We start from the raw sequence: 19,814 nt of genomic DNA, 5'->3' as shown, positions 1-19,814 counted from the left end.
GCAGTCGATCCGGCAGCTACCTGACGGACCACCGCCGGGCCCGCGCCGGGCCCGCCGGGAATTGTCACCTTTCTGTCCGATAACGACTGTCCTCTGTCGATTGCAGTGCGTCAGAAAAGCCCGCATGACACGAATCGGCAATATCGTGAGCCGACCGGTAACGGTAATAGCGGCCGGAGCGAATGAACGGACGCGTTGCCCGCCGTGCAGTCGCCCGGCCGGTGCGTGAAATCGCTTCAACGGTTCCGGAGGACACACTGATGGCGAGCACCGAAAGGGTCACGACCGTGGTGGCGCAGGCGCTGTTCCAGGTCGCGGCCGACGGCGCGGTCTCGGTGGCGGCGTCGTCGCTCGACGGTGCCTCGGCGGAGGACGCCTGGCTCGGCCTGGTGCGTCCGCACCTGCGCTTCGCGGAGACGAACGGGGCACTGACCTACGTCGTCTTCCCCGACGGGGCCGCCGCGGTGCTGCGCCGGACCTGGGACCTGCAACGGCCCGGTGTCGTGGAAATGCACGCCCTGCTGGGCGCGGACGAAACGGTGACGGCGGAACTGGCTCTGTCCACAGCGGACTGGAAGGGCCGTCCGGTGCAGCCGCCCGCCGACCGGCGGCTGCCGTCGCTGTCGGCCGGCGAGCTGTGGGACCCGGACGCGGCGGAGCGGTTCCGGGGCCGGGCGCTGGCGCAGGCCGACCTGCTCGCCCACTCGCTCGCCTGGCTGCTGCAGTCGCCGGCCACGCCGATCGGTTTCGTCGGGTGCCCGGGCGCCGACCGGACCGCGATCCTCTGGGCCTTGCGCGAAATCGCCGCACCCGAACTGCCGGAACGCACGTGGACTTTTGCCACGCACGACGGCGCGGCCGGCAGCGGGCTCGATATCGTCTTTTTCGACTCGCCGCCCCAGCGGGTCGCCACCGCGGAAATGATCGTCATCGATCTGGCCCGCGGACAGGGCGCGAGCCCGCAGAACGAATACCGCGCGAATGCGCTGGTCTACCGCTACGAGTACGGCGTCGACCCACCGGCGGTCGGCACGCCCGTGCCGGTCCCGGCCCCGGCCGCGCTGGTGCCCGCCGTGGCGGCCATGGTGCCGGCCCAGCCGGCGCCGGTCCGCTCTTCCCTGACCTTCGCGCGGTGGACCGAACTCGTCCGCGGGCTTTCCGGCGCGCGTGACGACCGGGCGGTCGACGGCGCGCTGGCGGAGCTGGAGTACTGGGTCTCCACGATCGACGACCGCGACGACGTCCGGCGGGCGCTCGAGAACGAAGGCTGGGCGGCCGCGACCATCCGGCGGCACATCCCCGGCCCGCTGCACGACGCGATCTTCGACCGGGTCGTCCAGGTGGCGTTCGGCGCCACCGGGCCCGGCCGGGTGACCGCGTCCGCCCGTGATGCCGCGCGCCGCATCGCGCGGACTTCGCGCGCCACTGACGTCGTCCGTGCCGTCGCCCGCGCGGATTCCGGCGGCGAGCTGGCGGACGTGCTGGCCCAGCGGTGGCTGACCGAGCAGGGGACGGCCGAGTCCCCGGAAGGGGCCGAGGCCGGCCGCTTCACCCGGCTCGTCCGGCGCACCGGCCCGGTGCTGGTGCGGCGCATCGTCCTGGCCACCGTGCTGCTGCTGGTCCTGACCCTCGGTTTCGTCACGCGCGGTGTCCTGTGGTGACGGGCACCGACCTGGCCGCCGACCGGCTCGGCCGCCTGGGCGCCAAGCTGGGCTCCGGCGGGCAGGCGCACATCTACGAGCTGCCGGAGCTCGGCCTGCCGGACGTGCCGGGCCCGTTGGTGTACAAGCAGTACAAGCCGGGCAAGGCGCCGAAGCACGGCATGGGCGCCATCATCAACCTGCGCTCCCGGCTCGTGCCGGAGCCCGCCAAGCTCGACCGCCTCGACGCCGTGACGACCTGGCCGGTGCGGCAGGTGGTCGACGGTGACGGCGCCGCACTGGGCCTGATCCTGCGCCGGATCCCGGAGTCCTTCATGCAGGACGTCCGGCTGCCGAACGGCGGTACCCGGGCCAAGCCGCGGGAAGCCCAGTTCCTCTTCATCCCGCCGGACCGCGCACTGCGCCTCGGCACGCCGGCCCCGACGCCGGCCGAACGGCTGACCGTCTGCCGGGATTTCGCCGCCACGCTCGCCTTCCTGCACGGGGAGCTGGATGTGGCGTTCGGGGACGTCAACGCGCGCAACGCGGTGTTCCGCCTCGGTGCCGATCCGACGGTGATGTTCGTCGACTGCGACGCCGTGCGGAAGGTCAGCGAGATCGCGCCGCAGCTCAACGCGCCGGACTGGGAGCCGCCCGAAGGCCCCGACGTGCTGAACCGGGCGACCGACCTCTACAAGCTCGGCCTGTTCGTCCTGCGGTGCCTGACCCCGGACCGCTTCAGCTCGGTCAACCGGGACCCCGGCGAAGCCGGCGCCGTGCTCGATCCGGCCGGCCGGACGCTGCTCGCGGCGGCGCTCCAGGACGACCCCGCCGGGCGGCCGCCCGCCGAGGAGTGGGCACGCTACCTGCGCCACGCGCTCGGTGAGCCGCTCGGCCCGCCGGTGCTCGAGCGGGTCGTCCCGGACCGCACGATCGTCGCGGCCGGCGAGCCGCTCACGCTCAGCTGGACGGCCCAGGAGGCGACCACGGTCGAAGCGGCAGGCGCGGGGATCGCGGCCGTTTCGGTGCCGGGCACGGCCGGGACGGGCACGATCGTGCTCCATCCCGCCCGGACCGGCCGGATCACCGTGACCGCCCGCAACCCGCTGGGGAAAGCCGCGGTGCTGACCGAGCCGGTCGCCGTCTTCGACGTCCCGTCGTTCCACGACCTGCCGGTGCCGATGCCGCAGCTGGACCTGCCCCGGCTCGTCCCGGCGCAGCTGCCTGCCGTGGGCCGGGTGCTCCCGGCGTTCCCCCGCGGCGCACCCGTGCCGCTGCCGCCGATGGCGAACGCCGTCGCCGCGTGGACCGAGCCGGGCCCCGGGGTGTCCCCCGCGCCGGTGGCCCTGCCCGCCCCGCCGCCGGTGCTCGTGCCCGTCCCGGTGGACCTGACGACGTTCTTCGCCGCGCCCGCCGCCGTCGAAGACCCTGCTGCCGACCAGGAAGTGCACCCATGACCAGTCCAGTGCGGCGCCATCATCACCCGCTGGCCCGCCTCGCGGGGGCACAGCCGGACGTGCTCGCCCAGGCGAGGACCGACCGGGTCAAGTACACCGCGATGGGCGGGGTGCTGCTCACGACCGCCGCCGTCGCCGGCGTGTCCGCCGCGTTCGCCCTCGCGAGCACCCTCAAGCTGCCCACCCCGGCCGCCGTGGTGATCGGCGGGCTCTGGGCGGTGGTCATCCTGAACCTCGACCGGATGCTGATCGTCAACATCCGGCGCCAGACCGGCTGGATGCGCAACCTCGCCGCCGCCGTGCCGCGGCTCCTGCTCGCCGTCGTGATCGGGTCGGTCGTCTCGATGCCCCTCGTGCTGCGGATCTTCGAACCGGAGATCACCAACGAGATGCAGGTGATGCACTCGGACAACCTGATCGCTTCGCAAAAGAAGTTGAACGAGCAGTTCGCCGACATCGACCTGCTGCAGAAGAAGGCCGACGAGCTCCAGGCGGTCGCTTCCGGGCGCAGCCAGCCCAGCGTCAGCGAGGATGCCGACGTCGTGGCCGCGCAGAAGCGGGTCACCGACGCGCAGGCGGCGTACGACAAGGCCGCGGCCGACGCCCAATGCGAGCTGGTGGGCAGCTGCGGCACGCACCGGGCCGGGGTCGGCGAGGCCTACCTGCAGGCGAAGGCCAAGGCCGACCAGGCCAAGGCCGATCTGGACGCGGCCAAGACCCAGCTCAACGACGCGACGGCGAAGGCGCAGAACCGGATCGCCGGCGGGTCGGCGTCCAACGCGGACGCGGCCAAGGCCGAGCTGACCACCCTCGTCCCCCGGCTCGAGGAGCGCAAGAAGGAGCGCACCGAAGCCCAGGGCCGGCTCGACCGCGGCGAGCTCGGCAGCGAGGGCCTGCTGGCCCGGCTGGAAGCGCTCGACCGGCTGACCGCGGGCAACTCGCAGATGGAACTGGCCAGCCTGGCGCTCACCCTGCTGTTCCTGCTGATCGAGGTGCTGCCGGTGGTGGTCAAGCTGCTGACGCTGGTTGGCGAGCCGACGTTGTACGACAAGCTGCTCGCCAAGGAGGAGAACACCCTCGAGCGGCGCGCCGGCGGCCGCACCGATCTGCTGCTGAAGATCGAGGAAGACCTCGAGGACCAGCAGATCGAGCAGGCGAAGGCGGCCAACCGGCTGCTGGTCGAGCAGCAGGCCGCGATCGCGCGGGCGGCGATCGAAACGTGGGGCGTGATCGCGAAGAGCCGCAGCGACGCGGAACTGGAGCGGTGGTACCGGGAGCACACCGGGCAACCGGAACCGGCCGATCCGCCGCCGATGCTGCCGATGAGCATGACCGTGCCCGTCCGGCCCGTGGCGGCGTCGCCGGCCGAGCCCGTGACGACCCCGCTGCCCGCGCCCGCGGAGCCGGTGACGGCTCCGCTCGCCACCGCCGGTCCCGGGCGGCACCCGGTGGGCGCGGGGCAGACCTACCGGCAGTTCAAGGCGAGCGCGGGCGTGCCGGTGAACGCCGTGCCGCACAACGGGACCGCCGTCCGGCATCCCTGACCGTGAAAGGAAGGCCTCCGTGGAAGCCAAGGGTACGAAGCTGCTCCCGTTCTACATCGTCATCGACGCGTCCTACTCGATGTCGGGCCGGAAGATCGATTCCGCCAACCGGATCATCCGCCAGGTCCAGGACGCGCTGGCCACGGACCCGATCCTGGCGGACAAGGTCCGGATCGGGCTGCTGGACTTCGCCGACGACGCCCAGGTGCAGCTGCCGCTGTGCGACATCCTGGAGCCGAGCCTGGCGATGCCGGTCCTCAAGCCGCGCGGCGGCACGTCCTACGTCGCCGCGTTCCGGCTGCTGCGGTCGACGATCGCGGCGAACATCAAGCTGCTCAAGACCGATGGCTTCAAGGTGCACCGGCCGGCGGTGTTCTTCCTGTCCGACGGCGCACCCACCGACCCGGTGCCGGAGTGGAAGGCGGCGTTCGCCGACCTCGCCGGGGACGAGGCCTACCCGAATGTCATCCCGTTCGGTGTCGACGACGCCGACGCGCACGTCCTGCAGTCGCTGATCCACCCGTCGACCGGCGGCAAGCAGATGCGGATGTACCTGATGGACAACGGGGAGGACGCCGCCAAGGCGATCACCGCCATGGCCGAGATCATGATCTCGAGCGTGCTGCAGTCCGGGCACAGCCTGTCCCAGGGCGAATCCGGGATCGTGCTGCCCGAGGAGTCGGAGCTGCCCGCGGGCATCAGCTCGCACACCGCCGACGACGACGACTTCGTGTGATGACCGGACCGGACGGGACGGCCGCGGTGACGCCGGACGCGGCCCCGGGAGACGACGAGGGGCCGGCGAACCCGGTGTGGCGCGGCGAGTTCCGGATCACGCCGTTCGAGGTGGGCGACCCGGGCCGGGCGGCCACCGCACCGTCCTATCCGGACCGGAGCCACTGGGACCGCCCCGACACGGTCCTCGACGGCGTGCTGCTGAACGGCGACGGCGGGCGGCCGCCGATGGTGCTCCGGGCGGCCAGCGCCCGCGGCCGTTCCCACCGGTTCCACGGCAAGGTGCGCCAGGACGCCTACGCCTTCCGGTGCGACGGCCGGTTCGTGGTCGCGGCGGTGGCCGACGGGCTCTCCAGCCGTCCGCTGTCGCACGTGGCCGCGGACGTCGTCACCCGGCACGGGTGTCACCTGGTCGCCAAACAGCTCGAGAAGGCCGGACCCGGCGACCTGGACTGGGCGCACGTCCTGCGGGTGCTCGCCGCGAAGGTGATCAGGGCGGGCCGGCGCGAGCTGGAGGGCGCGTCGCCGCCGTGCTTCGTCGAACAGGACGCGGAGGTGGCCGGGGAACTCGCGACCACCGTGCTGTTCGCGGTCGCCGACATGCGGCCCGCCGCCGGCGGCCACCCGGTGTCCGTGTTCGCCTACGGTGACTCGTCGGCCTGGGTGCTGCGTTCGGGGAAGGTCTGGGAGCCGCTGAACCCGGTCAAGAACGAGGGCGCCACCGTGGCGTGTTCGGCCACCGACGCGCTTCCGTACCTGCCCGCGCGGCCGCCCGAGGTCGTCCGGACGCACCTCGGCCCCGCCGACGTGCTGGTGCTGCTCAGCGACGGGGTCACGGACCCGCTCGACGACGGGACCGGCACGGTGGGCGAATTCCTCGCCGAGAACTGGCGGTGCCCGCCGGAGCCGCTGGCGTTCGCCGCGCACGTCGACTTCGCCCGGCGCTCGCACGACGACGACCGCACCGCCGTGGCGATCTGGCCGGGAGCGTGACCATGGCCGAGCGGCCGTCCGCGCGGGAGCTGGCGCGGCAGGGGAAACTGGCGGGCTTCGCCGCGCTGGCGTCCGCCGGGGAACGCAAGCTGCTGCGCGCCGAGCTGTACGAGATCGTGCAGCCGGTGGTCTTCGGGCAGCTGACGAAGAAGCTCGAGCTGAACCGCGGCCACTTGCGGTGCGCGACGGCGGTTTCCGCGCTCGCGGACGACTGCCTCGACCGGTTCCACGACGACATGGACGCCGTCCTCGGCGACCTGTTCCGCAACGCCCGCGTGCCGGTGCGCAACCTCGAAGGCTGGGTCCGGAAACGGCTCACCGCGGTCACCGTCGACGCCTATCGCCGTCGTCGTGGCGCGCGCGGGGCGTTGCAGCGGCCGCGGGTACCCGCCTGGCTGGCGCTGCGGCTCGGGGGCCGGGAAAGCCTGCTGGAGCTGGCCGTCGACATGCTGGAGTTCGCCGGCCACGAGGTGACCGCGGGCGCCGGGATCTGGCCGGTCGACACGTGGGCGGCGCGCCGGGCGATGCGCGCCGGCGGGGACTTCGAGGCCGCCCGCCGGGCGGTGGTGCGCGAGGTGGACGCCGTGGTCGCGGCCATGCGCACGCGGCCGCGGTGGTTCGACGACTACGTCGAACGACCGTTGGGGCGCAAGCGCATCCCGCTGCTGCCGGTGGTGCCGGCGGAGCTCGACGAGCCGGCCGACCCCGCCCGCCACCGGCTGGCGGACGCGCTGCTCACCGAACTGGCCGGGGTCGCGGTCACCGCGATCGAGCGCCGGCTGGCGCGCGGCGAGGACGCCAGGACCGTGGTGGTGGAGGTCGTGCGCGCGGTGTTCGAAGAGCCGGTGGACGCGCTGGCGGACCGGGCGTCGACCGACCGGCTCGTCGCGGCGGTCCTGGCGATCCTCGCCGACCGGGGGACCGCGCACGGCAGGCGAACCGCGTCCTGACAGCCGCGGCACGGAGGAGCAGGAGGAGCGCAGTGACCGGGACGCTCGAAGAGGACGCCGTGGTGCTGCGGTGCCAGGCGGCGGTGATCCGGGCGATCACCGGCGACGGCACCGAGGACGAGATCGCCGGCGTGGTCGCCGGCCTGTCCCGGCTGCCCGCGGACCACCCGGAACGGCCCCGGATCGCGGCGGCGATGCTCCTGGCGCTGTTCCGCGGGAACCCGGGGGCGGTCACCGAGTACGCCGCCCACACCGGGGAGCTGCTGCGGTTCGCGGAGGCCCGCCCGCCTGCCCACCCGGACTGGGTGCGGGTGCGGACCTTCGCCCGGATGGGCGCCATGATGCACACCGGGCTCCAGGGGCAGCTGACCGATCTGGCGCCCCTCGAAGCGGAGCTGGGCACGCTCGGCGAGCTCGCCGGGGACAACCCGGCGGTGGCGCCGGCCCTCGGCTTCCTGCGGACGATGTCCGGGTTCCTGCGGGCGCTGAACGAGGGCAACGAGAGCGTGCTGCAGCGCGCGCCCGCCGAAGTGGCGGAGCACCTCCACGGGCTCCGGGACCGGCCGGAGTTCGCGCCGCTCGTGGCCGCGTTCGAACCCGTGGCCCGTGGTTTCGCCGCGAACCAGCGCGGCGACCACGCCGAGATGCTCAGGTGGTACGACACCGCCGAGCGGGCGGTCCGGGAGCTGCCGGGCCACGACGCGCTCCGGCAGCTGATGGCCGACACCTCGACCCGGATCGAACCGATGCGGGCCGTGCTGGACGGCGGCGCCGAGCCCACCGAAGAACGGCTAGCCGAGCTGCGGGCGCTGGCCGAGCGTCCCGACGCCGGCCCCTTCGACCGGGCGTTGAGCCACCTCGCGCTCGGTGGCGCCTACCTGCGGGGCCACCGGGAAACCGACCCGGCCCGGATCGAACTCGCGCTCCGCCACCACCGGACGGCGCTGGCCCTGCTGCCGCCCGGGCACCCGCACCACGCGTTCTGCCTGTTTTCGGTTGCCTTCTGCCTGGTCCGGCGCGCCGAGGCGGCCGGCAACACCGACGGTCTCGACGAGGCCGACGAACTGCTGCAGCGCGCACGTGCCGGACTCGACGGGCCGCAGCACCCGTACTGGGCCCTCGTCAACGACCTGCTCGGTTCGGTCCGGGAGCGGATCGGACGCCGGGACGACGTCGAAGAGACCGGCCTGCTCGCCCAGCGCAGCTACGCCTGGCGCGTCCTGCTGGAGTCCGACGCGGCCGGGGCGAAGATCACGATCCGCGACGCCGCGCGGGACGCCTTCGACCTGGCGCGCCGGTGCTTGAAGGCGGACAACCCCGCGGCCGCGTTGCGCGCGCTCGACACCGGCCGCGGCCTGATGCTGTTCGCCGCGACGGAGCTGGCGAAGGTGCCCGCCCGGCTGGCCGCCGCCGGGCACGCGGAACTGGCCCGGCGCTGGGAAACCGAGGGCGCCGGGTCCGGCGGTCTCCGCCGCGAAGTGCTCTCGGTGCTCACCGAAGAGGCCGGGGACCTGCTGGATCCGCCGAGCGTCGGCGAAATCCGCTCCGCACTCGCGCGTCTGGGCGCGGACGCGCTCGTCTACCTGGTCCCCGCCGAGCCGCCGTTGCCGGGCCTGGCGCTCATCGCGCCGGCCGACGGCCCGCCGGCGTGGATGGTCCTGCCCGAGCTCTCGGTGCGGGACGACGACGGCGCGGAGCGGTACCTGGCGGCCCTGGCCGCCCGGTCGGCTCGCGACCTCTCGCCCTCGCCCGACGACGAGCTCGTCGACAGCTTCGGCCCGCTGTGCGACTGGGCGTGGGGCGCGGCGATGGGGCCATTGCTCGACGGGTACTTCGGGGCGCGCACGCGCGACGGCGGCCCGGTGCCCCGGATCGTGCTGATCCCGATGGGTGACCTCGCGCGGATCCCGTGGCAGGCCGCACGGCGCCGGGACGGCGTGTACGCGGTCGAGCTGGCCGCGTTGTCGCAGGCGGTTTCGGCGCAGCTGCTGTGCGAAAACGCCGCCCGCGAACCGGTTCTCCCGTCCGGCGGGGGACTGGTGGTCGGCGACCCGGACACCGGCGACCCCGAGCTCGACCTCGACGCCGCCCGGCTCGAGGCGTACACCGTCCGGCAGGCGTTCTACCGGGGCGCGCGCTATGTCGGCCGCCGTCCCAACGGGACGGTCAGCCCGTCCGGGCGCGGTACCGCGGACGAGGTCCGCCGGTGGCTCGCCGATCCCGGCCCCGGCGCGGGGGCGATGCTCCACCTCGCCTGCCACGGTTCGTTCGCCGCCGGGCTCGAGGACGCGAAGGCGTTCCTGCGGCTGGCCGGCGGCGAGCTGTCCGCCGAAGAGATCCTGGAGCTGCTCGTGGCTTCGCCGGAGCGTCAGGTCGGGCTGGTCGTGCTGGCCGCCTGCAACACCGGGCGGTCGGTGCACGGCTACGACGAGGCGTACAGCCTCGGCACCGCGTTCCTGACCGGCGGGGTCCGGTCGGTCCTGTCCACCCAGTGGAGCATCCCGGACGCGCGGACGCCGGCGCTGATGTACCTGTTCCACCACTACTGCCGCCGGGAGGGCCTGCCGCCCTGGCAGGCGCTGCGGCAGGCCCAGATGTGGATGCTCGACCCCGGCCGGGTGCCGCCGACGGGCATGCCCGCGGACCTCGTGGCGGCCGTGCCGCCCGGCGAACCGGCGCCGGTGGCCGACTGGGCCGGCTTCCTCCACTTCGGACACTGACCGGGAAGGACGAACCGTTGACAGACACCGTCGCCGAGTTGCGGGCCGAGCTGGAGAAGCTGCACGGCCCGGCCAAAGTGGCTCCGCTGACCCGGCTCGCGCAGATCCTCGCCCAGCAGTACTGGCGGACCGGCCCGGGCCGGCCGGAGGCCCAGCCCGACCTGGACGAAGCCATCGCCGCGCTGCAGGAGTGCCTCGAACACCTGCGGGCCGGCGACAGCGTCCGCGGCCAGGTCGCCGCCCAGCTCGGCTGGCTGCTGGGCGCGCGGTACGGCGCGCACACCCAGGACGAGCGGGACCGGGTGGCCGGGCTGGAGGTGCTGACCGAGGCGCTGGAATCGCCGCACCTCACCCGGGTCCACCGGGAGATGTGCCAGGTCCAGCGCGGGCAGCTCTGGCTCGGCCGGGCGACCGGGGCGCTCCGGTCACCGGACATGGCGACGCAGCTCATCGGCGGGGGTGTCGCCCCGGAGGTCCGGGCGGACGTCGACCGCGCGGCCGCCTGCTTCCGGCAGCTGCTCGCCGACGGCCCGTCCTCGCGGGAACTCGCCGACGGCGTCGAATCGCTGCTGGCCGTGGCCGAGATCCTGCAGACCATGCTGAGCGGAACCGCCGGGGCCGGCATCGACGTGCCGGCGATGCTGGGGCTGATGACCAAGGTTCAGCAGCTCCAGGACCGGTTCCGGCAGGCGGTCCCCGGCCGCCGCGGCTCGGACACGTTCTTCTCGTTCGCGGACATGAAGTCGCTCATGGAGATCGAGCCGATCGACCGCCCGGTCGCCGTCGTCGTGCAGCCCGAGCCCGAGCCCGAGCCCGCGGAGCCGGTTCCGGCACCGCCGGCGCCCGACGGCGACCGGTTGCGGCGCTCCCTGCACGAAAAGCTGGGCGGTGCGGAGCCGATCTGGGCCCGCGCGGCCGAACTGCTCCGGCCGGACGCCCCCGCCCTGTCGGTCGAGGCCGTGGACGAGCTGGTCGCGTTGGCGACCATGGTCGCCGAAGGGCAGCCCACCGCCGTCGACCGGTTCGTCCTGGCCGTGGCCTTGGCGCTGCGGGACCGGCTCGACGACGGCGGCGACCGGGCCGATGCGGTGGCCGGGGCCGAGAGCCTGCTGGCGGCGGTGCGCGAGCTGCCCGCCGGGCACCCGGCCCGGCCGGTGATGCTGCTGTCGCTGGGGGCGTTCCTGGACGAGGAACGCCCGTTCGGCGGGCCGCTGGAGGTCGTGGCGGGCGAATTCGCGGACCGGGCCGACGCGGCGATCGCGGCCGGCATCGCCGATCCGGCGGACCTCGCGGCGCTGCACGCCCTGCGCTGCCTCTGCCGCGCCGCCGAGGCCGTCGCCGAGTTCCGGCGGGCCGCGGTGCCCCCGGACTACCCGTGGCGCAACGCGCTGAAGGCCGCCGCGCAGGAGGCCGGATGAGCACCCGCCGGGCGCTGCTGATCGGCGCGCAGACCGGCCGGCTGGCCGGCGTGGGCCGGGACGTCGCGGCGATGGCCGGGGCGTTGGCCGGCTGGGGCTTCGAAAGCACCCCGTGCCAGGGCGGGGAGGCGACCCGGGCCGGCATCCTCGCCGCGTACTCGCGGTTCATCGCCGGCACCCGCGAAGGCGATGCGGTCGTCGTCTACTACTCCGGCCACGGCGGCCGCAGCGTGGCGCCGTCGGGTGGCGCGGTGCCGTTCCTCGAGCCGGTCGACTACGACGAGTCCACTGTGGACGACTTCCGCGGCATCACCGCGCTGGAGCTGTCACTCCTGCTCCGGCAGCTGACGGCGAAGACGGACAACGTCACGGTCGTGCTCGACAGCTGCCACGCCGCCCACCTGTCGCGGGATCCGGAGAAGGTCGTCAAGGCCCGCGGCCCGCTGCCCTTCCGGCTGCTCGCCGCGCACCTGGATCGCCTGCGGCGCACCGAACCCGGGCTCGACGGGTGGACGCCGGCCGGCAACCCGCACGCCGTGCGCATCGTGGCTTGCGCGCCCGAGCAGTCCGCGTACGAGTACGTCAACCCCGAAGGACTCCGGGCCGGGCTCCTGACCGACACGCTGGTCCGGACGCTGGCCGAAGCCAAAGCCGGCGACGTGGCGGTCTCGTGGGCGACGGTCGCCGACCGGGTGCGCCGGCGGGTGCTCGCGCTGCTGCCCGTCCAGCGGCCGGAAGCCGAGGGACCGGCCCGCCGGCTGCTGTTCGACGTGGCCGAGACCGACCCGGTCGCGACGCTGCCCGCCGCGCTGGTCGCGGGCCGGGTGCGGCTCAGCGGCGCCGCGCTCCTCGGCGTCACGCCCGGCGACGAGTTCGTCATCCTGCCGGGCGAGTCCGACGGCCGGCGGCTCGGGGCGGTGCGGGTCGACCGCGTCGACCTGGCAGCCGCCTGGGGCGACCTGCGGCCACCGGCGACGGCCCTGCCGATCGGCGCGCGGGCCCACCCGGTCCGCACGGCCGCGCCGGTGCTGCCGGTCCGGGTCGTGTCGTCCGGTCCGTGGCCGGCTTCGCTCGCCCGGGCCATCGAGCTCGCCCCGCTGATCCGGTTGACCGGCCCCGGCGAGGACTGCCCCGTCGAGGTCGGCCACGACGCCGGCGGCTTGACGGTGCGCGACGAATCCGGGCCGCTGCACCGGCCCCGGCCGGCCGGGGAGGACGGGATCCGGCGGGTCGTGCGCGACCTGACCCGGCTGGCCAGGGCCCGCGCGCTGCGGCGCCTCAGCGAGGGACCGGGTGAAGCGCTGCCGCTGCCGGTGTCGATCGAGTTCGGGCGCGTCGAGGGCGGCCGAGCCGTGCCGCTGTCGCCCTGCGGTGCCGTGCTGCACGTGGACCAGCCCGTCTACGTCCGCGTGGGCAACGAAAGCCCGGACCCGGTGTACGTCTCGCTGCTCGACATCGGCGTGGCCGCGGGGATTTCGGTGCTGAACCCGGCGTCCCCCAGCGGCGTCCGGCTCGCCCGCGGCGGCCGGTACACCTTCGGCGGCAACGACCTGACCGGCTCCCTCAAGGGAGTGGCGCTCAGCTGGCCCGCCGACCTGCCGCGCGACCGGCCCCGCCCGGAGACGATCGTCGTGCTGGTGACCGCCGAACCGGTCGACAGCCGCGTGCTCGAACAGGACGGCGTCCGGGCGGCGGGTCCCGGTTTCGGGCGGAGTCTCCGTTCGCCCTTCGCGGTACGCACCATCGATTTCGACCTCGTCCCGGCCCAGCCCGACCCAGGGAGAATCCGTGAGTTCGTTGTCTGACCACCGGACGGCGGCCAGTGTCCCGCTGTTCCTCGACGTCTTCGTGCGGTCCGTCGAGCCGGCGCCCAACGAGATCGAGATCGGCCTCATCCGGTTCTCCGGCTGGCAGCTGCACCGGATCGATCCGCTGCCGGCCGGGTTCGCCGGGCACGCGGCCTACCTCGTCCGCGTGAACTACGAATTCGACGTGCCTGCCGGGGAAACGCCGCCGGCCTGGGCGGAGGTGCAGTTCGCCTTCGACGCCGCCGAGGTGATGGTGGTCGACGCGATCCCCCGCGCGGTCACCGGGCCCGAACCCGCGCGCACCTACGAGCTGACCGAGCAGCTCAACTTCGTCCGCCGCACCGACGGCCGTGCCCGCTGGGCGGCCGACGCGAGCGAAGCCAACGTCGCGCTGCCCGCCGTCGGATCGCCGGTGGCCTGCTTCGGCCTGGGGAACGCGCGGGTGCGGTGGCGGCATTCCGGCGGCGTCCAGGCCGGCACGCACACCGCGTGGCTGGTCCTGCTGACCCCGCCGGACCGCACCGAGCTGCCGGTCCTGGCCAGCGGGGCCTACCACCTCTCGGCGGACGGCGAATCCGGCATCCGCGCGAGCGGCGAACCGGATGCGTTCACCGTGCGCCTGCCCGAAGCGCCGGAACCGGACGTCCCGGCCACACCGGCGGGCGACGGCAGGCCACGGGTGTTCGTCTCGTACGCGCAGGAGTCCAAGGCGCACAAGAAGGCCGTCATGAAGCTGTGCCGGCTGCTGGTCCGGACCGGCGTCGACGTGCGCGTCGACCAGGACGACCTGGGCCGCCGCCGCAACTGGGACGAGTGGACCACGACCCAGATCCTGCGCACGGACTACGTGATCGTCGTGGCGTCGCCGGCGTACCGCGCGGTGGGCAACGGCGAACTCGCCGATCCCGCCCGCCACCGCGGCATCCGCTCGGAGTACAGCCGGCTGGCCGACCTCCTGCACCGAGACCGGGACCACTGGACGAGGAAGGTGCTGCCGGTCGTCCTGCCGGGCCGCTCGCCCGACGACATCCCGCTGTCGTTCCTGCCCGCGATCGCCGACTACTACGTCCTTTCCGACTTCACCCTGGACGCGGCGGCGGAGCTGCTGAAGGTCCTGTTCACCGACCCTGCGGGGTGAACCCGGCCCAGGTCTCGATGCCGGCCGGGCCGGAGCCGGCCGGGCGCAGCTCCTGCAGCGCGTCCGGCATCCCGTCGAGCGACGGCGACCCTTCGAGCAGGGCGACCTGGGCCTGACACAGCGCCTCCGCCGGCGCCAGGCCGTGGCGGCGCACGTTGTCGTGGAACAGCCACATCAGCGCGGCCGTCGACCAGCCGGCGGGCACCCGCCACAGGGAGCCGACGACGGTCCGGGCGCCGATGGCCAGGAAGGTCGCCGACAGCGACAACGCCTCGTCGTAGTCCACTCCGGACACCTGCGTCGTGCACCCGGCCAGGACGACCAGCGCGAGCTCGAGGGGCCGCGCCGGGCTCAGCTCCAGCAGCTCCCGCGCCGAGAGGGCGCCCCCGGCCAGTTCGATCCGGGACCGCAGCGGGCTGCCGACGTCCGCCACGGCGTGACAGGCCAGGTGCAGCAGCCCGAGCGGGCCGCGCAGGTGGTCCCGCACCTGGCCGGGGGAGCCCGGACCGGCCGGGGCGGGGACCCACCACCGTGCCCGCCCGGTGCCGCCCAGGAAGACGCCGCCGGGGTAGCTGGAGTCCCGGATGGTCACCGCTTCGGCCGCGCCGTCGGACAGGTTCCCCGCGGGATTCCCGACCAGCAGGGCGACGTCGCCGGGCACGTCCGGGCGCGCCACGGCTTCGCAGAGCAGCCGTCCCGAAGGGACGTACGAGACGGTCGCGTCCTGGACGAGGTGGCGGTCGCGGCCGTCGACCGGGCGGTACGCCGCGTGCCAGGGCACCAGCCCGAGGACACCGAGCGGCACCAGGACGAGCCGCGAATCCCGCCCGGCGTACGCGAGGAGCTCACCGGCCGCGGCGTCCCACGCCCAGCCGCAGACCTCCCGCAGTTCGGCCCGCCACTGCCGGTACTCGGGGCCGGCCGGGTGATCCGCGGCGTCCCAGGCGGCGTAGGCGTCCTGGTACCGCTTGACCGCCTCGGCCGTTCCCAGCGCGGGCAGCGGGCGCACCTCCGGGTCGCCCGCCGCGGGGACGAGGACGGCGAGGGAGCCGTGGTGGGCGTTCGCCGGCAGCAGGTAGGCGAGCACGTCGGCGCCCTGCGCCCGCAGCGCGTGCTGGAGCTCGTCGACGGTGGGCGGGCTGAGCAGGTCTTCGGAGTCCGCCGTCAGGGCGCGCAGCACCTTGCGCCGCAGGGCACCCCAGCCGGCGCCCGGACCGCCGTGCTCGGGCACCAGCGGCTGCTCGGCCCCGCCCGCGGACTCCCATTCGCGCGCGAGCCCGTCCTGGGCGAGGGTGCCCAGCTGCGCCGAGACCGACCGCGTCGTGTTCGCCGACCGCAGCACGAGGCTGCGCCGCGCGTCGACGATCTGCACGAGCTCGGCCACGGCCCGGTCGTCGACGCACCAGGCGGTGAGCCGGTCGGCAGCCTCCATCGCCGTGCGCGCGATCTCCATCGCGTGCTCGCTCTCCGACTGGATCAGCACCCGCCAGGCGGCGTTTTCGACGACTTTCCGGGCGAGCCGCCGGCTTTCGACGCGATCTTCCGGACGCCCACGGCGACGCAGCGCGGCGGCGAGCGACGTCGCCTGGTACCCGAGAAGCGGGCTGCCGTCCCGGCCGATGGCGGCGAGACTCACCCGGTAGGCGGCGATCGCGCGCTCCAGCGCTTCGGTGTCCCCCGGGGCCAGCTGGGAGAGGCTGTCGTGGGCGATGGCCCGCGTGCTCTGCAGCAGGATCGCTTCATCGCCGTGGACCGGCATCTCCGTGGTGGCCAGCCGGGCGCAGATGACCCGCAGCGCACCGATGTCCTTGTTCTCGAAGGCGGCGACCACCTCGGCGTTGATCGCCATCGGCTCCAGCAGGTGCCCCATCCACGTCCCGGCGCCGGCGGTACCGCGGATCGGGGGCGGAGCGGTGCCGAAAGCGGCCGCGCAGGCGCGGGTGATCGCCTCGACCAGGCCGAGGATCGGCTCGATGGCCGGTGACGGCGGCAGGGCGTCGAGCAGGTCCCAGGCGCTCCGGGCGAGCTCGTAGGTCTTCCGGGGGTCCTCCTTGGTGTGCACGGCCCGGGTCAGCTGGAAGAACCGGTGCATCGCCGCGGCTTCCGCGCGTTCTCCGGGCCCGGCCGTCTCGTCGTCGCACACATCGGCGAAGAGCGCCAAGCCCGCGTCCAGGGCGCTCAACGACCCGGTGACCGCCCCCACCATCGGGAGCACGGCGGTCATGAGGGCCACCAGATCGCCGCGGGTGTCCGACAGGGCCGGATCGGCGAACGCGTGCCGGAGAGAGGAGAAGTCCGCGTCACCGTCTCCGGCGACGACGCGGGCGGTGTTGTCGAAGAACTCGATCAGCACTCCGAAAAGCATCCGGAGCTCGGGTGGCGGATCCAGGACGAGCCCGTTCCGGAACAGCCCGCTCATCGAACCGATCAGCGTGCGGAACGCGTCGAGGTCGGCGCTCAGCTGGTCGCCGCCGTGGAGCACGAGGTGGTACCAGGACAGTCCGACCTTGTACGACAGCACCGCGGCCATCTCGGACAGCTCGCCCGCGGCCGCGGCGTGGTCGACGGCCGCGTGGGCCTCTCGTACCCAAGCCATGGCCGGTTGGGTGGCCAGGAACTCCCTCAGGTCCGGCCGGTTGCCGTCCTGGAAGGCCGCGTCGAGGCGCCGGGTGTGGAATTCGTACGTCAGGTCCGGGTCGGGGACGGGAAGGCCGATGCCGTGGCCGACCGCCTCGATCACCGCGTCCGCATGGCGCTGGTCGCCCGTCCGCTCGAACAGGTCGCTGTGCGTCTCGGCGAGCTGGCTCCACACGTACCACGCGTCCTCGGCGGCCGGGTCCTGCTCCGCGGCGCCGCGGGCCAGCCACTCGGTGGCCGCGGTGAGATCGGCGACGCTGCCGGTGTTCTGGCCGCGCTCGAGCAGCGCCTCGCCGTACCACGTCAAGATTTCCGGGTCGGCCGTTTCCACGGCGACGGCGAGGCTGTCGATGATCCGGTCGAGGTCGTCGGGGTCCGGTTCCGCCGCCTGGCCACGGCGGATCAGGACGAGCCTGGCGTATTCGAAGTGCCGCTCCGGCCGCGCGGGATCGTCGTACGGCGTGGCCCCGATCGCCGCCGACGCCAACGCGATCGCCGTGTCGAGGTCGGCCGGGTCCTCGTCCTTCAGGTGCCGTTCGCGGTGGAGGCCGGCGAGCAGCGACATCCCCTCTGGCAGCGCCGGGTGGCCGGCGGGCAGGTGGCCCAGCGCGTCGTCCACCAGCGTGATCGCGTGCCGCAGGTCGGTGTCCTTCGACAACAGGTCGTGCCGCGCGTCGAGCAGCCGGCCGCGGTGCAGGTCCAGGACCGCCCGGTCGGCCGGGTCGGCGAGCCGGTCGCCCAGCTCGGTGACGGCGGCCAGGGCGCCGTCGAGCTCCTGCCGGCGGGTGTCCGCGGAGACGTGCTCGTCGGCCCACAACGCGCCGAGCCGTTCCGTGCGGATGCCGGCCACCTCCAGCACCGCTTCCGCGAGCTCGTCGGCGTCACCCGCGGTCGCGACCGCCTGCTCGCCCCAGTACAGCGCCGCCGCCCACTGCGCGGGGTCGCCCGCGCCGGCGCGGTAGGCGTGGACCCGGGCCAGGGCGATCCGCCAGGAACACGCCAGCGGATCGTCGGCGGCGAAGGCGACGCCGTGCCGGAGCAGGAGGGCCGCGGTGTCCAGATCGGCCGCGAAGCCGGGGTCGGCCTCGTCGAGCACGTCGAGCAGCAGGTAGCCGAACGCCCCGGTGCGGGCCGGATCGACGGTGCCGGCGTCGTGCTCGACCAGCTTCGCCAGGTCGGCCGCCCACCGGCGGACCTCCGCCTCGCTCAGCCGGTCCTCGTCGGGCATCAGCCGAGCACCACGCGCCGGGAGCCGGCCTTCTCGGCCGAGTCGCGCACCTTGCCCGACGCCGGGATCGCCCGGTCGCGCAGCTGCCGGACCTCCTCGATGCGCTCCGGCGCCGAGCGCACCAGCGGCACGATGTTGCGGAAGGCGTCGCGGTAGAACTCGACCGGCACGTCCCGGTCGTCGGCGGCGGCGATCGCCTCGTACCCGATCTCCTTCACGGCCGCCTCGACGTCGGAGCCGGCGAACCCGTCGCTGAGCCGCACGAGCTCCTCGACGACGTCGTCGGCCACCGGGACGCGCAGGTACTTGCGCAGGTAGATCCGGATGATCTCCTGCCGCTCTTCGGCGTCGGGCAGGTCGACGAAGAACATGTCGTCGAACCGGCCGCTGCGCAGCAGTTCCTGCGGCAGCGCCCGGACGTCGTTCGCGGTCGCCACCACGAAGACCCGGGCGGGGGATTCCTGCAGCCAGTACAGGAACTGCCCGACCAGCCGCGTCGTGATGCCGGTGGTGTCGGTGCCCGAGCCCGCCAGCCCCTTCTCGATCTCGTCGATCCAGAGCACGCACGGCGCGACGGCGTCGGCGGTGGCGAGCGCCTCGCGCAGCCGGCCCTCCGACTGGCCGACGTACATGCCGAGCACCGACGCGATGTCGAGCCGGTACAGCGGCAGCTGCCAGTCGCTCGCGATCGCCTTGGCCGACAACGACTTCCCGCACCCCGGGACCCCCACCAGGAGCACCCCGCGGGGCGGGCGCATCCCGCGGTCGCGCAGGTCCATGGTGAGCAGCGGGCGCTTGCGGTCCAGCCACCGCCGCAGCCCGGCCAGCCCGCCGACGTGGTGGTCGCCGGCCCGCACCGGGACCCGCTCGATGCCGGACAGCTCGCTGAAGATCGAGTCCTTGGCCCGGCTCAGCTCGACCAGTTCGGCCTTGGTGATGGACTTCCGCACCACGAACGTGGCCAGGATGTTCAGCGCTTCGATCTTCGTGACGCCGGTGAGGATCGACGCGGCTTCCTCGCACTCGGCCGGGCCCCACTCGATCCGGATCTCGCCCGCGTACTGGTGCAGGAAGTCCTCGATCTCCGCCCGCATCTCGTCCACGTCCGGCAGGTCCAGCGTGACCGCCATCCCCATCCGCTGCAGGGTGTTCCAGGTCGGGTCGGCGGTGATCACCATGATGCACCCGCCGTGCTCCTCGGCCAGCTGGGCGAGGTCGACGAACCGCCGCGAGATCTCGTTGTCGTCGCCGAGGTGCTGGACATCGGTGAACACGACCGTCTGGTTCGCCCGCGCCTGGAACCATTCGCCCGCCAGGTCGAGCGCGCCGAGCAGCGACTTGTCGTCGGAGAGCACCTGCCGGTTCTTCAGGTCGCGCAGGCCTTGGCTGAGCGTGTGCACGACGATGTCGAGCTGCTTCTCCCGGGCCAGCTCCCCGAGCATCTCCAGCGCCCGCCCGCGTTCGACCGTGCGGACGGACACGAACGGGATCCGGGCCAGCAGGTAGGACTCGATGCGGGCTTTCGTTTCCGCCCCGTTGGGCATTT

General features: G+C 74.0%; 12 protein-coding genes. 10 read left to right on the top strand and 2 right to left on the bottom strand.

The genetic code is table 11. From position 1 onward, the window contains the following. Positions 1-260 precede the first annotated feature (260 nt). Genes AB0M93_RS31515 through AB0M93_RS31470 form a run of 10 tightly spaced genes read left to right on the top strand, consistent with a single transcriptional unit; the run spans position 261 to position 14,403 of the window. Complete coding sequence (locus tag AB0M93_RS31515) at positions 261-1,661, top strand: hypothetical protein (protein ID WP_364279936.1); 1,401 nt, start codon at positions 261-263, stop codon at positions 1,659-1,661. Then, positions 1,658-3,097 (top strand): hypothetical protein, encoded by a 1,440-nt coding sequence (locus AB0M93_RS31510; protein ID WP_364279933.1) that lies wholly within the window; start codon positions 1,658-1,660, stop codon positions 3,095-3,097. Before AB0M93_RS31515 ends, AB0M93_RS31510 begins: the two co-directional genes overlap by 4 nt. Further along, on the top strand, positions 3,094-4,641 hold the full coding sequence (locus AB0M93_RS31505) for a DUF4407 domain-containing protein (protein WP_364279930.1): 1,548 nt from the start codon (positions 3,094-3,096) through the stop codon (positions 4,639-4,641). Before AB0M93_RS31510 ends, AB0M93_RS31505 begins: the two co-directional genes overlap by 4 nt. 19 nt (positions 4,642-4,660) lie before the next feature. Beyond that, positions 4,661-5,377, top strand: coding sequence for a VWA domain-containing protein (locus tag AB0M93_RS31500; protein WP_364279927.1), 717 nt, complete (start codon positions 4,661-4,663; stop codon positions 5,375-5,377). Next, positions 5,377-6,369 (top strand): protein phosphatase 2C domain-containing protein, encoded by a 993-nt coding sequence (locus tag AB0M93_RS31495; RefSeq protein ID WP_364279924.1) that lies wholly within the window; start codon positions 5,377-5,379, stop codon positions 6,367-6,369. The genes AB0M93_RS31500 and AB0M93_RS31495 overlap by 1 nt, the downstream gene beginning before the upstream one ends. A 2-nt stretch (positions 6,370-6,371) precedes the next feature. Next, positions 6,372-7,319: a hypothetical protein gene (locus AB0M93_RS31490; RefSeq protein ID WP_364279922.1), complete on the top strand. Its 948-nt coding sequence runs from the start codon at positions 6,372-6,374 to the stop codon at positions 7,317-7,319. Between the two features lie 32 nt (positions 7,320-7,351). Continuing rightward, a complete protein-coding gene (locus AB0M93_RS31485) occupies positions 7,352-10,039 on the top strand; it encodes a CHAT domain-containing protein (RefSeq protein ID WP_364279919.1) in 2,688 nt (895 codons plus the stop codon). A gap of 17 nt (positions 10,040-10,056) precedes the next feature. Further along, positions 10,057-11,457 carry a hypothetical protein gene (locus AB0M93_RS31480; RefSeq protein WP_364279916.1) on the top strand — a complete coding sequence of 467 codons (1,401 nt, stop codon included), beginning with the start codon at positions 10,057-10,059 and terminating at the stop codon, positions 11,455-11,457. Beyond that, entirely contained in the window at positions 11,454-13,262 is a 1,809-nt protein-coding gene (locus AB0M93_RS31475) for a caspase family protein (protein WP_364279913.1), read from the top strand. Before AB0M93_RS31480 ends, AB0M93_RS31475 begins: the two co-directional genes overlap by 4 nt. Beyond that, positions 13,246-14,403, top strand: a complete 1,158-nt coding sequence (locus AB0M93_RS31470) for a toll/interleukin-1 receptor domain-containing protein (protein WP_364279910.1) — start codon at positions 13,246-13,248, stop codon at positions 14,401-14,403. Before AB0M93_RS31475 ends, AB0M93_RS31470 begins: the two co-directional genes overlap by 17 nt. On the opposite strand, the gene AB0M93_RS31465 is transcribed toward AB0M93_RS31470, so the two are convergent. Then, entirely contained in the window at positions 14,384-18,268 is a 3,885-nt protein-coding gene (locus tag AB0M93_RS31465; protein ID WP_364279907.1) for a CHAT domain-containing protein, read from the bottom strand. The genes AB0M93_RS31470 and AB0M93_RS31465 overlap by 20 nt on opposite strands. Further along, positions 18,268-19,812, bottom strand: coding sequence for an AAA family ATPase (locus AB0M93_RS31460; RefSeq protein ID WP_364279904.1), 1,545 nt, complete (start codon positions 19,810-19,812; stop codon positions 18,268-18,270). Before AB0M93_RS31460 ends, AB0M93_RS31465 begins: the two co-directional genes overlap by 1 nt. Positions 19,813-19,814 lie beyond the last annotated feature (2 nt).

Source organism: Amycolatopsis sp. NPDC051102 (assembly GCF_040682815.1).
In the GTDB taxonomy this organism is placed as follows: Bacteria; Actinomycetota; Actinomycetes; order Mycobacteriales; family Pseudonocardiaceae; genus Amycolatopsis.
Note: the sequence above shows the minus strand (reverse complement) of the source record. Positions and strands in the feature narration are given on the sequence as shown.